This window comes from Microcystis sp. M083S1 (assembly GCF_020246405.1).
Classification (GTDB): domain Bacteria; phylum Cyanobacteriota; class Cyanobacteriia; order Cyanobacteriales; family Microcystaceae; genus Microcystis; species Microcystis aeruginosa_C.
The window spans coordinates 25,564-39,912 of record NZ_JADBTB010000081.1; the positions used below are offsets into that span (position 1 = coordinate 25,564).

The window sequence follows — 14,349 nt, forward strand, 5'->3', positions numbered from 1 at the left end:
TCTAGACAACTGTGCAAAATCTAAAATTTTCTTGTTATGACTGTAGAGAAAGAGTAGTTTTATGTTAAGCGAATCCGACCGTGAGCCTATCCAAAGAAACCAATCATCCCGATCGCACCTATTTCGCTCGTTCTCTCCAGCGATTGGAGCAGGATGTGCTGAGAATGGGAACCTTGGTCGAAGAATCCTTTCGTCTTAGCCATCAATCCCTCTTTGCTAGGGATTTGGAAATGGCGAAAAAAATCGCCCCCCTCGATAAGGAAATCGATCGCTACTATCGTCAAATCGAGTTAGATTGTGCCACTCTCATGACTCTACAGGCTCCCGTAGCCCAAGATTTGCGGCTTTTAAGTGCTTTTATGCAATTAGTGCGCGATTTGGAACGGATCGGCGATTATGCCAAGGATTTAGCCGAAATAGCACTCAAGTTATTCGCCTATACTCCTCATGATTGTATGAGTGAGATCGAGGCCATGTCCCACCATGCTCAGTATATGTTAGCCACGAGTCTGGTTGCTCTGGCTGACCTCGATCAAGAAGCCGGTCCAAAGGTCAAAGAACTAGATAATACGGTCGATCGAGCCTATGACTATCTCTATCACACTCTCGCCCATCAAAGAGATATTAAGGGTGTGGTGGAACCGATCCTGCTGATGGCTTTACTAATCCGTCATCTGGAACGTATGGCCGATCACGCCACCAATATCGCCCAAAGGGTATCCTACATCGTTACCGGACAGAGAGGCTGAGGGTGTGGAGGCCTTGAGTTGATTTCCCTCGATCTCTGGCCCGCGCTTTTAGCGTTTACGACTCAGGGGGTTTAAAATTTCACTTAACCCCTCTCCCAAGAGAGATAAACCCACCACCATCGTGGTCATTGCTAATCCGGGGAATAAAGTGGTCCACCAGATGCCTGTAGATAAATCCGCCAAAGCTTCCTTGAGATCATGACCCCATTCTGGCACTTCTTCTGGTAATCCTAAGCCTAAAAAGCCTAAACCGCCTAAAACCAGGATCGCATCCGCTGCGTTGAGGGTAAAAAGAACCGGGACACTCTGGACGACATTAAAGAAAAGATATTTTGATAGTATCCGGCCTGGACTAGCACCGATCGCTCGTGCCGCTTCGATAAATAACTCATTTTTAACGCTGGCGGTTTGATTTCTGACCACGCGAAAATATTGGGGAATATAGGCAATGCTAACAGCGATCGCTACATTGACGATACCACGACCCAAGACGAAGGCGAGAGCCACCGATAATAATAACCCCGGCAAGGTGTAGAGGGTATCCATGAGAAAGAGGAGAACGCGATCGATCTTACCCCCCAAATAACCGCTAATTAACCCTAAAGGAACCCCGATGACTAAAGATAATCCTGTGGCCAAAAATACCACGGACAAGGCCGCCCGGGTCCCGAATAGGGTGCGGGAAAAGACATCATAACCGCGCACATTCGTCCCGAACCAATGCCCGGAACTGGGGGCTTGTAGGGGATAATTGCTTAAAATGTCGGTTGGATCCTGAATCAGGCCGATCGCTTGCAGAAGGGGCGAAAACAGGGCAATCAGGATAAAAATAATTGTCAATACCAACCCCACCCCTAGGAGCTTAGTGGTTAGGTTGGGTTTCAGAAAAGGATCGATCGGCAATTTAACAGGAGTCATCGACAAAATTTAGCCATTGCATAGAACGCTAATTGTAGAAGACAAGGCTAACCTGAGACAAGAGCAGTGTTTTTTTCAGACAGCCGGGGCCGAAACGACCATAAACCAGAGCAAGACTGCTAACGCTAAAACAGTTAGTTTAATGAGGATATAAAGCAGTCCGTTGGGATAAAGGAGATCGTGAAACATATTGCCTCCTTGGGAGAGTAGCGATTGTCTCTCTCTATCTTTGATCTTAAGTCTTTCTTTGTTCACCTGACGCACAACTTAACAAAACGTGCGATTATAGGGAAAAAGATTTTTTTACTAGCTATGGCACTACTGACCACAGGAAAACCATTTATTCGCGATCTGGAACAATACGGCGCTTTAGGTGTTTACGCACCCTTAGAAGGAGGTTACGAGGGACGCTATCAAAGACGTTTACGGGCCACTGGGTACAATGTCCTGCATATCACTGCTAGAGGTCTAGGCGATTTAAGTGCCTATCTTACCGGCATTCATGGAGTCCGTCCCCCCCATTTAGGTAAAAAAAATATCGGTCGGGAAGCAGCCGTGGGACCGGTTTATTTTATTCCTCCCATTGCTACCTATCAATTGGAAAATTTACCCCCCAAATCTAAAGGTTTAGTGATTTGGATTATTGAAAGTTTTGTTTTGTCCTCGGAAGAAAAACAATACTTAATTAATCTTAGTCAACAGGAACCCCGGTTAAAATTTGTCCTCGAATTGGGTGGGGAAAGATATTTCCGTTGGCAACCTTTGAGCAAATCTTTAATCGCTGCCTAGAATTACCGAAATAACACGGGTACTAAAATATCCCTCCCTCAAACCCTCTCCCCGGAGAGGGAAACTTCATTTATTGAGAGTTTGTTGTTCCTCCCTCACCCTTTGCTATTTATTTTTAGAACTGATATTACCTCAAGATATGGCTAGAATCCCCTAGATTCCCAGCGCTGAAAGCGCCAAGGTTTTGACCAATAGGCTTTTATCTGTCTATTTCCTTCTTTCCAAGTGCATTGAATCTGAGAATTAGCAGGATTCGCACCACATTGGGGCTGAAGATTCAAAATACTAGAGATTTCCCTAGGATTAATCTGAGGATCGGAACCAAAACTTTTTTCGACAATTCTTCTCTCCACTGCCACCTTATTAGTGGGAGTCAGATGGAAATAATCAGACTGGGTAAGCAAAATCGAAGATAATAGAGTTCCAAACATTGTGATTAATCGCAACCTCAGAGATAAAACCAATAGATATCTCCAAAATTTATAAACGACATTCCGCACATCTTCACATACTTTTATATATTTTTACATTCCCCAAGATGTTTTATTGTTCTTCGATTCCCCAGTGCGGTTACTCAGGCCTAACACTCCCAGCTTAATCGGTACAAAAGAACTGATAATTGCTGCTGGCAACCCTGGCTGAAAACTGTCTTAATTTTGCCAGTTGACCTAGGTGAATTTGCCATAACATGGGATATGGTTGCCGCAAAAACCTAGGAGTTAGATCGTGACAGTAAGAGTTCGTATTGCCCCCAGTCCCACGGGAAATTTACACATTGGAACCGCACGCACAGCCGTGTTTAACTGGCTTTTTGCCCGTCATCACCGGGGGAAATTTATCTTGCGCGTGGAAGATACAGATTTAGAGCGTTCTCGACCAGAATATACGGAAAATATTCAAGCGGGCCTACAATGGTTAGGACTGAATTGGGATGAAGGTCCTTTTTTTCAAACTCAACGCCTTAATTATTATCGTCAAGCCATTCAAACCCTGCTCGATCGAGGTTTAGCCTATCGTTGTTATTGTACCCCGGAAGAATTGGAAAAAATGCGGGAAGAACAAAAAGCCCGCAATCTTGCCCCCCGTTACGATAATCGTCATCGTTATCTCACCCCCGAACAACAAGCTCAATTCGAGCAAGGGGGGAGAAAAGCAGTAATTCGTTTTATTATTGACGATGATCGAGAAATTATTTGGCAGGATTTAATCCGGGAAAAAGTTATCTGGAAAGGTAGTGATTTAGGTGGCGATATGGTGATCGCTCGTACCTCGGAAAATGGGGAGGAACAATTCGGTCAGCCTCTCTATAATTTAGCGGTAGTTGTTGATGATATCGATATGGAAATTACCCATGTTATTCGTGGGGAAGATCACATCGCTAATACGGCTAAACAAATTCTTTTATACGAAGCTTTAGGGGCAAAAGTGCCGGAGTTTGCCCACAGTCCTTTGATCTTAAATCAGGAGGGTCGCAAGTTATCTAAACGGGATGGAGTCACTTCGATCGATGATTTCCGAAAACTGGGTTTTCTGCCGCAAGCTTTGGTTAATTACATGACTCTACTGGGTTGGACTCCTCCCGATTCCACTGAAGAAATTTTTACCCTTGAAACGGCCGCAGAAGTGTTTAGTTTAGAACGGGTAAATAAAGCGGGGGCAAAATTTGACTGGACTAAACTGGATTGGATTAATAGTCAATATCTCCATCGTTTAACCGGTGAGGAATTAGTGCCTTTACTTCTCCCATACTGGCAAGAAGCAGGGTATAATTTTGATGCTGAAACCGATCGAGCTTGGTTGATCGGTTTGGCTACTCTCATCGGTCCGAGTTTAACTCGTTTAAGCGATGCTGTCGCTGAAAGTCGCTTACTTTTAACCCCTCTGGCTAATTATAATCAGGAGGCTTTAAGTCAATTACAATTAGAGGGAGTTAAGGATATTATCAAGGATATTCTCGCCGCTATTACTCCCGATTTGACTGGAGAAGTTGCCAAGGGAATTGTGGAGACCACAACTAAAGCCCATCGGGTTAAAAAAGGTCTAGTAATGAAGTCTCTGCGGGCCGCTTTGATGGGGGAGTTACACGGTCCTGATTTAATGCAGTCTTGGCTACTTCTCAATCAAAAAGGTTGGGATCTATCCCGTCTTCAGCAAGCAGTAAATAGTTAAATTGATTGGCTATCAGTTATCAGAAAATTTCTTGCATATTAGGGTTGACAAATGCCCTAATATTGCTATATACTTTTTAGTATAATGGGAATCCGTGTCGCCCTGCATACCCTGCTCGTGATCGATTACTGAGGGGATGGGGGTGAATTTTTCCCCTAGCTGTCAGGGACGATCTAGAAACTTTCTTAATTTTTAGGCATTATCCGCAACTTTTCCCTAAATATAGATTTGTTAATCTCCTGACAAAAACCTATGGGTGAAAAAAAACGAATTGGACTTCTCACCAGTGGCGGTGACTGTGCGGGTTTAAATGCCGCCATTCGTGCCGTTGTCCACCATGCCAGTGGCAATTATGGCTGGGAAGTGGTGGGTATTCGAGAAGCAACGAACGGATTAGTTAGCCGTCCCCCCAAAACCACTATCTTTGATATTGAAGGAGTCGATCGCCTGTTGGTGATGGGAGGAACAATTCTCGGTACTACCAATAAGGGGGATCCCTTCGCTTTCCCGATGCCCGATGGAACCTTGATCGATCGCTCTCAGGACATCATCGACGGCTATCATAGTCTGGGACTGGATGCCCTGATCGGCATCGGTGGCGATGGTAGTCTGGCGATTTTGCGCCGTATTGCCCAACAGGGAGGCATTAATCTGATTGGTATCCCCAAAACCATCGATAATGATGTGGGAGCTACAGAAGTCTCCATCGGCTTCGATACAGCTACTAATATTGCCACAGAAGCCCTCGATCGCCTCCATTTTACCGCCGCTAGTCATAACCGGGTGATGATTCTAGAAGTTATGGGTAGAGATGCCGGCCATATCGCCCTGGCTGCCGGTATTGCGGGGGGGGCCGATATCATTCTCATTCCCGAAATTCCCTACCGATTAGAGAAGATCTGCGAGAAGATCCGGCAACGGCAGCGTATGGATAAACAGTTTTCTCTGATTATTGTCTCCGAGGCCGTGCGTACCGAAACCGGCAATCGCCTAGTGCAAAAGGAAGCCCTAGGAGAAGATCGTCTCGGGGGTATCGGTCGCTATTTAGCCGAAGAAGTTGCTAGGGAAACTGGGGCCGAAACGAGAGTGACTTTCCTGGGCCATATTCAACGGGGGGGTATTCCTTCTCCGATGGATCGCTTACTGGGGGCGGCTTTTGGCGTAGCGGCCGTGGATCTGATCGCTCGGGGAGAATTCGATCGCATGGTGGCCTGGCAAAATCGGCAAGTGGTCAGTGTTCCCATTGAGGAGGCGATTAAAACCTATCGCGTCGTCGATCCCGAAGAAACTTTAGTCAAAACCGCCAGGGGTTTGGGTATTTGTCTAGGGGATTGAGATTAAATCTAGGGGAATCGGTGCGAGAATTAATTCTTAAGTATCGCCCTTTCCCCACCGATTAAAATTACCCCTCAAATAAAGATAAATTTTGATAATTATTTTTCGGCAATTTTGCCAGTAAACCTAAATGATTAATAGTTCGGTTAATGTAGCAGAAAGATTGTTAGAAATCAACAATCTTGATCGAGAATTATTTAATTATTTTCAAGACAAATTACTTGATTCTGAGCAATTATCTCGTACCCTAGTCAGTTTTCAAGGTAATAAGAACCAACCAGTTTATCGCTGGTATAAATATAAAGAGGGTTTTTCCGTTGATCTGATAGTTTATCTTCTAGAAAAATATGGTATCAAACAAGGAAAAATACTAGACCCTTTTGCGGGCAGCGGAACAACTTTATTTGCGGCGGCGGCCAGGGGTTTATCAGCAGATGGAATAGAACTATTGCCGATTGGACAAGAATTAATTATTACTAGACAAATTTTAGAAAATGGCTTAAATAGTGATGATATACATCGTCTAGAGTATTGGTCTAACCATAGCCTTTGGCAACAGGTAGATGACAAAGTTAAGTTATTAGAATTACCAATTACTCAAGGAGCATATCCCCAAGAAAATCAGGCTTGTATAGAAAGTTACTTAGGGTTGATTGCCCAAGAGAATGAGCGAGTGCAAGCGATCTTAAAATTTGCCTTACTTTCTATTCTCGAATCAATTAGCTATACTAGAAAAGATGGTCAATACCTCCGTTGGGATTATCGTTCTGGTAAACAACAGGGTAAAAATATATTTGACAAAGGAAAAATTTTAGACTTTAAAATTGCCCTACATAGCAAGTTACGAGAAATTCTCGCAGATTTAGAGCCTAGTCAGCAACAATTGGAACTTTTTTCTAGAGATTATCCTCGGGGAAAAATTCAACTATATCAAGGTTCTTGTCTTGAGATTTTGCCAGAGATTTCGTCAGAAAAATACGATTCTATTATTACTTCTCCTCCTTATTGTAATCGCTATGATTATACTCGTATCTACGCTTTTGAATTGGCTCTATTGGGAATAGATCAACTACAATTAAAACAATTACGTCAACAAATGCTTAGTTGCACTGTTGAAAATAAACCCAAAGAGTTACTAAAAATCAATGAACATTGGTCGCCAGCCATTGCCATAACTGATCGTCAAAAATTATTAGAAAGTATCCTAGGTTGTTTAGAGGAATTAAAATCAAGCAAGGCCTTAAATAACCATGGTATTCCTCGGATGATTAGGGGGTATTTTCTGGAAATGTCTTGTCTAATTTATGAATGCTTTCGGGTTATGAAATCCTCGGGTATTTTCTGTATGATTAATGATAACGTGCGCTATGCGGGAGCTAGTATTTCTGTAGATTTAATTTTGTCAAAAATTGCTGAAGAAATTGGATTTAAAGTAGAAAATATTTTAGTAGTTCCTCAGGGAAAAGGTAATAGTAGTCAGCAAATGGGATGTCATGGTAGAGAATCTTTAAGAAAATGTATTTATGTGTGGAGAAAGCCTTAATGGAAAAACCCTATCTCTTGCATTTAAACCAAAGTTGTGATTTGGAGACTACCTATGAAGCTATCCGTTCAGGATTTATTGCTCTAGCCTTAGAAAAAAATCAGAGAGCTACTCCTTTAATTGCAGAAGCAAGAACCTTAAAAATTATTGCACAAACCGTAAACAATCCTAGAGATTTACTAAACATCCCAGATATTCAAGCGGCTTTATTAACTGCATCGGGAATTTCTGATAAATCTAAAAATTATTTACATCCCCAAGACAAGGTAGAAGCAATTCAAGAATTAATTGTCAATTTTCTGGAACCTGCGGGGACTAATTTTGTCGAGGAGTTAGTCTATAGATTTCTATTGATTCGGGGTGACACTTTAGGAGGAATCATGAGAAACGCGGGTGGCTCCTTAGCTCAAAGTAAATTTACTCGTTCTCTATTAGCAACTTTAAGAGTAGCAGGAATTGCTTATGATTGGCTCAATTCTAGTAATAATCAATGGAGAGAAGCTGAAGAAATGACACCTAATCTAGAAATCTTGGTTAGAGGTGTTAGCTGGTTAAATAACAGCCAACCAAGAACAATAATTTATAATGTCAATGTTCCCATTGTTAATAACAGCAATATTCATTTGTGTCTTTTAAAATGTGATTCGACGCAATTAGCTAATCAAAAAAACAAAAAACAAACCTTACAATCTCCTGATTTATACATTGCTTTGGGAGAATTGAAAGGTGGGATTGATCCCGCGGGAGCAGATGAACATTGGAAAACTGCTCGTACTGCTTTGCAGAGAATTGATGATGCTTTTAGAAAAATATCTAAGCATCCTTATACTTTTTTTATCGGCGCTGCTATTGAAACAAAAATGGCCAGGGAAATTTATCAGCAATTAGAGACGAAAAAACTCACCAATGCCGCTAACTTAACCAATGATAATCAACTGGTTTCAATTATGCGTTGGCTATGCCATCTTTAACCTAGTTAATATCTAGAAAATTACCAGTCAAATAAAGTCCAGTTGGGTTGGTTAGCAACGCATAAACCACCCAATTCTGATTGGATGGCAAGAAGAATTAACCAGCCTAATCTTTGTGTCTTTGTGTCTTTGTGTCTTTGTGGTTATTTTCTGCGATCGCTTGTTAATTTTCCCTCAATCTTGGTCCCATTATTTGTGATAGTATATAGTTAGACTTCGACCATTTGGGAGAGGCAAACTATGATAGAGTATAATTTAGATGCCGCGCATAGCATTCTCTATATGCAACCTAAATCTGCACTTGCGGCGGAAGATTTCATCAAGATTGCGGAGGCAGTGGACCCCCACATTGAGGCCACTGGTGGCCTTGCTGGCGTAATCATCGAAGTTCCCACGTTCACTGGTTGGGAGAGTTTTGGTGCCTTGGTCGCTCATTTCCGGCTGATACGCGACCATCACAAGTACGTCAGTAAAGTTGCAGTGGTGACTGATTCCACTCTGGTTAAACTGATTGAAAGTCTGGCTTCCCACTTTGTCGCGGCTGAAGTCAGGCAGTTTCCTTGGGGGGAAACCGAGGTAGCGACTCAATGGATCTTGGGCGGCTCCTGATTCCCTTACAGTACAATGGACATTTCCAGAAATTAACCTCAATCTAGCCCGAATTTTGGAGATGTCTAATACACGGTTGGATCGATAGAGAAAGAATCCGAGTCATGAAATAGAAGGTAAAATACTGGTCTTATACCAAATCCGTTTTTAATAGTATGATTAACTCCCAAGTTATCAGGATTTAGGCATAATCGGTGGAGTTTTTGGGTTTCGTTGCGAGGGACTAACCGACGAAACTCACCCCATCACCAGCCAATTGACTTTTTGCCGCAAACCCTAATCAAAAAATCTCCCCGTAAAAGGGAGATTTTAGCTAATATCTAGAGTTATTACCCGAAAAATTACACTAATTTCAGATCGGGATAATTGGCGAGAATGTCATCTTGACTGAGAATATCACCCTCGCTTTGGGGAGTCCAAATCACTTCTACTGCTAAAAGTCGATCGCCTCCCATACTACCAATTTGTTGCAGGGCCTGTTTCAAGTCTTGGGAGTCATTAATTTTGGCTAGGGAAAATTTACCAACAATGCCAGCCAAAATAGTCACCAAAATATAGCCTTCCGGTGCGGTTTTAGCTAATTCTCCGGCCGATTCGGGTAAAATATTTTCTCTAGAACCTTGACGCAGTTGATTATTGTAATTAGTTAAGGTTTCCGCCGTTAGTTTACCGCGTTCGTTGAGAGACCACTGATTAAACTTCGCTTCTGCACTGCTGAGGCTGGTTTGTTGGCAATCGACGTTACCATAAACCCAGTATTCCGGATGACGTAACAGGGCGAGGGCCGATTCTTGTAAGACTTCGACTCGTCCCTCGGAGCTGCTAGTATCGACAGTTAGGGCGATTTGATTTAATTCTTGTTGCAGATAACGGGCATTAGCCAACAAACCCACCTGTACTTTAGCCACGGAGACGGTTTCATAACCGGATTCTATCGTCATACCATTCTCGTCACTGCCTCCACCATTACGGAAAGCATTAACGAGGAAATTGGCAATAGCAAAAAAGATTAACAGAGAAATTAAGCCACCGCCACCACCACCCCAAAAGAAGGGTAAAAGGAAGGGAAAACCAATACCTCCACCGTAACCCGGGGAACTGTAACCACCACCTCTAGAAGGGCTAATACTGCGACTAGGGGCGCGAAAACTACCGCCCCCCATTCTACCCCCCGATGCCGCTAAAGCACTGGGAATAGAACCGAAAATCAGCGTTGTCACTAATCCTAGAACCAATAATGGCTTGGCAAGCGATCGAACTTTAGTTAAAATTTTGTCAATCATAAGAACACCGAAGCAACCCTTTATTTACTAGGATAACCAGTTTCTCGCTCAGAGATAGACAAATCCCGAATAGGGATAACCGAATCAGTTATCAGTGATCAGTTATCAGTTAGAAGGTGTTGGGTATTGAGATTTTAGGGTTTTGGGGTTTTGGGGTTTTTTAGTTGAATTCCCCCATTCCCCCATTTCCCCATTCCCCCATTCCCCCATTCCCCCATTTCCCCAAATTTATGACTTGGAATTTCTCCCCTCCCACGGATTCGGACTTAGGCGATCGCGAAGTACCCTTAGAAAATCATCATCTCTGGGGTAAAAGGATTGCTTTACTGGTGACAGGAGGGATTGCGGCCATGAAAGCGCCGCTAATTGCCCGATCTTTGCGGAAATTCGGGGCCACAGTCGTGGCTTTTGTCTCGGAAGAAGCTTTAAGATACGTCACTAAGGAAGCTTTGGAATGGAGTACGGTTAATCCCGTAATTAGCCAATTAACGGCAAAAGCAGAACATTTAAGCGATCAATCTCCCTTTGATCTTTATTTAGTCGCTCCCGCTACCTATAACACCATTAATAAGTTTCGTTACGGAATCGCTGACGGAGTGATCACTTCATGCTTGGCCTCGGCCTTGGGACGACAGGAAAAGGGAAAAACTAAAATTCTGCTTGTCCCCACCATGCACGGCAGTTTACATAATGCTATTCTGAGCGAATCTTTGCAAACGCTTGATCGCTGGGGAGTTCAGATTATGCCACCCCGGGATGATTACGGTAAACACAATCTCCCCGGGGAAAAAGAGATTACCGTGGCAGCCTGTGGGATTCTCAGTAATTCTGTCCTGAAAAATATGCCGATTTTAGTCACTGGTGGACCCACACCCGTGATTATCGATAATATTCGTCGTTTAACCAATCGTTTTACCGGACAATTAGGGGCCGCTATTGCAGAAGAATTATACCTGCGCGGGGCCAAGGTGCAGTTAATCCACGGACGGGGCAGCTATACACCCCCCGCTTATTTACCCCATGAAATTATTGAAACTTATGACGAGTATCTAGGGAAGGTGATGGGAGAATTAGAGAGTAAAGATTATAAATTTGGCATTTTTTCGGCAGCAGTGGCAGATTATCGCTTAGAAAGCCCTTTTTCTGGTAAGATTCCCAGTGGAGGGCAGTTAAATCTTAATTTTGTGCCGACGGAAAAGGTGATTGACAAGGTGAGAGAAAATTTTCCCGATTTAGAGATGGTGACTTTCAAGTATCAGGAGGGAGTTAGTCAGGAGGAGTTACTGGAAATCGCCCGTAAACGCCTAGAAAAGGGCTATCAGGCCGTCATTGCTAATAGGGGTGAGGAAAAGGGCGATCACGGGGAACAGGTGGCTTATTTGGTGACAAAAGCGGCACTGGGGAAATTTATCGGCAAAAAAGCGATCGCTATTGGCATCGCCGAATATTTAGAAGAGCGAGCCAAAAATGTTACAATCAAAAAAATTTAATATTTTTTAATATTAATTTGCAAAAATTTAGGGTAATACAGTCATGGGTAACATCAACTTCGTCAAAGAGAATAAGATCGTGGTAGCGGCAGATGGAGCGAATTTACGAGAGAAAGCAATCCAGAATGGCGTTGATATCTACACTTTTGGCGGTAAATTGATGAATTGTGGCGGTTACGGTCAGTGTGGTACTTGTATAGTGGCAATTGTCGAGGGGATGGAAAATCTCTCCGCTAGAACCGACTTTGAGCAGCGCTGTCTGAAGAAAAAACCCGAAAATTATCGTTTAGCCTGTCAAACCATGGTTAATGGCCCTATTAGCGTCCAAACTAAACCAAAATAGCATTTATCGGTTTTTTAGCTGCGGCCTGGTCGGTGATCACTGATAACTGATCACCGATCACTAATACAAACTAACTAGGAACAATATTTAAGAAAGCATCGAAGTCTTTTAATGCTTCTTGGAATTGATTAGCAGCGAGACTAGCATCTTTTTCTTTGGCTGCCGCATCGATACGTTCAAAGTGAACGAAAAGATTTTTCGCTAACTGCTTGGCTTTTTCTTGGTCTTTGGGCAGTAAATTACGCGATAATCCTACCATTTCCTGACGCAATTGCCCCAAAGGGCCGTGGATATAGGTGCGAGTATCTACCCAATTTTTGTCAGCGATGAGGTCTTGCAAAACGCTCATTTTTTGGCGAAATCCTTCTATGGGTTGGATGTAAACCTGTAACTGTTCGATTTTTTGCGGACTATAGACGGTGGGGATAGTTGCTTGGGGACCACTGCAACTAACCAGCAGCGTAGTAACTAGGACTAAAACTAGGGAAATAATCGAGCGAAGACGTGGCATTGGTTTATATGTACTATTTAACAAACTATTGACGTTTTCTCCCGATAACCGGTCAAGCTATCGGGACGATTTTTACTTTATCAGGTTGTGGGATTCCCAAATCAGATTTTACTCCCAACGGCCTTGACAATAACTCGGTGTCAATAACTAGGGTTTGCGGCAAAAAGTTTTTCCTGGTGGCAGGGTGTGGGGTGTGGGGTGTGGGGTGTGGGGTTTTACCCATTTTCAGGTGGTCAATTACCCAATTTTCAGGGAAAAAGTCCCTGAATTTTCCCCCCAATCACTCCAATGGTCGGCACTTTTTCAGGTAAAAAAAGTCTAAAAACCTTGTTGGATAAGATTTTTAGATTTATTCAGCAAACCCTAACTAGAGCCGATCAAATTGTTTCATAAAAGCTCGATCGATCCGATCTTTCCATAACCATAATAACGGTGATTGCCACGCGAAACTGCCCCAAGATGCGATCGCTTGTTGGTCTCCTGTGCCGATTAAACTCAGATAATTTTTCTGGGGAAAATAGGGTTTTAGTGGCTGATTTTGCAGAATTCTTGCCAAATTATCGAATAGGGGTTTTCCCTGTCGGACGGCAAAAACTCCCGCTTTCGGACGGGGATAATCTGGAATCGTGGCAATATCTCCCACGGCAAAAATATGGGGATGGGAAAGAGATTGCAGATAATTATTCACTAAAATAAACCCTTTTTCATCTGTCAGTAATCCTGACGCTTTAATCCAACTAGGGGCCGAGGCAGTCGTTACCCAAATTGTATAATCCATGGGCAAAACTAACCCCGATGAACAGATAATCCGATCTGCTTGCACTCCCGTCACATCCGTTGATAAATATAATCTAATTCCCCTTTGTTTAAAAATATTCTCTAAACGTTGACCGACCCAATTATTATGGGCTGGTAGGAGTTTTTTTCCTCGATGAATTAGAGATAAATTCAAATTACTGCTAGAGTTGAGAATTTTGGCCAAACGGGACTGCATATTTAAAGCTAATTCGACCCCGCCCGCACCACCACCAACAATGACGATATTTAGAGTATTATTCGGGTTATTAACCGCTTTTTTCAGGATTTCTTGCCATCCTTCCCGAAAAATCGGCACTGGTTTGGCGGGGATAGCGTACTCTTTAGCACCGATAACATTATCCACTGCCGGAATGCTGCCGATATCGATCGAGAGATAATCAAAAGGAATCTGTAAAGAATTATTACAAATTACTTGACATTTTTCCGTATCTATAAAATTAGCCTTGGCTAAACAGAATTGCGCTTGAGAATACCTAGCTAGAGAAGGTAAATCGATATGAGTCTCGGCAAAATCATAAAAACCGGCGATGTGGCCAGGTAACATTCCCGAATAGGGGGTATGGGTGACATCGCTAATTAAAGTTAATTGAACGTTTTTTAGGGGTGATTGCCCCCAAAGACGAAGGGCGATCGCATGACTATGGCCACCACCGATAAAAACTAGACGCTTGACTAAATCCATAAAAAAAGGGGATTGCTGCCGGAAAAGTTAAATTCTAATGAATATATCTTCTGACACAGAAATTCTGTTGCAAGATCGAGGGTAGATAGACAAAAACTCAAGACATCGGGGCCAGGAACTTTTAACCAATGACAGTCA

The 14,349-nt window shown here is 42.9% G+C and carries 14 protein-coding genes; 9 read left to right on the forward strand and 5 right to left on the reverse strand.

The window, feature by feature from the left end; all coding sequences use genetic code 11:
• The first annotated feature begins 80 nt into the window (after nt 1-80).
• Nucleotides 81-749 carry a phosphate signaling complex protein PhoU gene (gene phoU / locus IM450_RS08025; RefSeq protein ID WP_002796027.1) on the forward strand — a complete coding sequence of 223 codons (669 nt, stop codon included), beginning with the start codon at nt 81-83 and terminating at the stop codon, nt 747-749.
• Between the two features lie 48 nt (nt 750-797).
• Here phoU and IM450_RS08030 read toward each other — a convergent pair whose 3' ends face one another.
• Nucleotides 798-1,667, reverse strand: a complete 870-nt coding sequence (locus IM450_RS08030; RefSeq protein WP_002801070.1) for an ABC transporter permease — start codon at nt 1,665-1,667, stop codon at nt 798-800.
• Nucleotides 1,668-1,979: 312 nt separating this feature from the next.
• Between IM450_RS08030 and IM450_RS08035 the strand changes: the two genes are divergently transcribed.
• Nucleotides 1,980-2,456, forward strand: a complete 477-nt coding sequence (locus IM450_RS08035; RefSeq protein ID WP_002747620.1) for an NAD(P)H-quinone oxidoreductase subunit N — start codon at nt 1,980-1,982, stop codon at nt 2,454-2,456.
• Between the two features lie 143 nt (nt 2,457-2,599).
• On the opposite strand, the gene IM450_RS08040 is transcribed toward IM450_RS08035, so the two are convergent.
• Nucleotides 2,600-2,887: a hypothetical protein gene (locus IM450_RS08040; RefSeq protein ID WP_287666461.1), complete on the reverse strand. Its 288-nt coding sequence runs from the start codon at nt 2,885-2,887 to the stop codon at nt 2,600-2,602.
• A gap of 295 nt (nt 2,888-3,182) precedes the next feature.
• On the opposite strand from IM450_RS08040, the gene gltX reads away from it, so the two are divergent.
• The 5 genes from gltX (at nt 3,183) to IM450_RS08065 (ending at nt 9,083) form a co-directional block, all read left to right on the forward strand.
• The gene (gene gltX, locus IM450_RS08045; protein ID WP_287666463.1) at nt 3,183-4,625 is read left to right on the forward strand and encodes a glutamate--tRNA ligase; all 1,443 of its coding nucleotides are present in this window, start codon (nt 3,183-3,185) and stop codon (nt 4,623-4,625) included.
• 252 nt (nt 4,626-4,877) lie between these two features.
• Complete coding sequence (locus tag IM450_RS08050; RefSeq protein WP_002801066.1) at nt 4,878-5,960, forward strand: ATP-dependent 6-phosphofructokinase; 1,083 nt, start codon at nt 4,878-4,880, stop codon at nt 5,958-5,960.
• A 130-nt stretch (nt 5,961-6,090) separates the two neighbouring features.
• Nucleotides 6,091-7,503: a DNA methyltransferase gene (locus tag IM450_RS08055; protein ID WP_287666465.1), complete on the forward strand. Its 1,413-nt coding sequence runs from the start codon at nt 6,091-6,093 to the stop codon at nt 7,501-7,503.
• Nucleotides 7,476-8,474, forward strand: a complete 999-nt coding sequence (locus IM450_RS08060; RefSeq protein WP_287688586.1) for a type II restriction endonuclease — start codon at nt 7,476-7,478, stop codon at nt 8,472-8,474. Before IM450_RS08055 ends, IM450_RS08060 begins: the two co-directional genes overlap by 28 nt.
• A 240-nt stretch (nt 8,475-8,714) precedes the next feature.
• Entirely contained in the window at nt 8,715-9,083 is a 369-nt protein-coding gene (locus IM450_RS08065; RefSeq protein WP_002801062.1) for an STAS/SEC14 domain-containing protein, read from the forward strand.
• A 341-nt stretch (nt 9,084-9,424) separates the two neighbouring features.
• Here IM450_RS08065 and IM450_RS08070 read toward each other — a convergent pair whose 3' ends face one another.
• The gene (locus IM450_RS08070) at nt 9,425-10,366 is read right to left on the reverse strand and encodes a DUF1517 domain-containing protein (protein ID WP_287666470.1); all 942 of its coding nucleotides are present in this window, start codon (nt 10,364-10,366) and stop codon (nt 9,425-9,427) included.
• Nucleotides 10,367-10,596: 230 nt separating this feature from the next.
• Here IM450_RS08070 and IM450_RS08075 point away from each other — a divergent pair, with 230 nt between their 5' ends.
• Together IM450_RS08075 and IM450_RS08080 are read left to right on the forward strand one after the other, a co-directional pair.
• A complete protein-coding gene (locus IM450_RS08075; RefSeq protein ID WP_002801059.1) occupies nt 10,597-11,856 on the forward strand; it encodes a phosphopantothenoylcysteine decarboxylase domain-containing protein in 1,260 nt (419 codons plus the stop codon).
• Between the two features lie 43 nt (nt 11,857-11,899).
• Nucleotides 11,900-12,199, forward strand: a complete 300-nt coding sequence (locus IM450_RS08080; RefSeq protein ID WP_002801057.1) for a 2Fe-2S iron-sulfur cluster-binding protein — start codon at nt 11,900-11,902, stop codon at nt 12,197-12,199.
• Between the two features lie 70 nt (nt 12,200-12,269).
• Here the strand turns inward: IM450_RS08080 and psbQ are convergent, their stop codons facing one another.
• Together psbQ and IM450_RS08090 are read right to left on the reverse strand one after the other, a co-directional pair.
• Nucleotides 12,270-12,710, reverse strand: coding sequence for a photosystem II protein PsbQ (gene psbQ, locus IM450_RS08085; protein ID WP_002737745.1), 441 nt, complete (start codon nt 12,708-12,710; stop codon nt 12,270-12,272).
• A 367-nt stretch (nt 12,711-13,077) separates the two neighbouring features.
• Nucleotides 13,078-14,211 carry an FAD-dependent oxidoreductase gene (locus IM450_RS08090; RefSeq protein ID WP_287666474.1) on the reverse strand — a complete coding sequence of 378 codons (1,134 nt, stop codon included), beginning with the start codon at nt 14,209-14,211 and terminating at the stop codon, nt 13,078-13,080.
• Nucleotides 14,212-14,349: the final 138 nt, after the last annotated feature.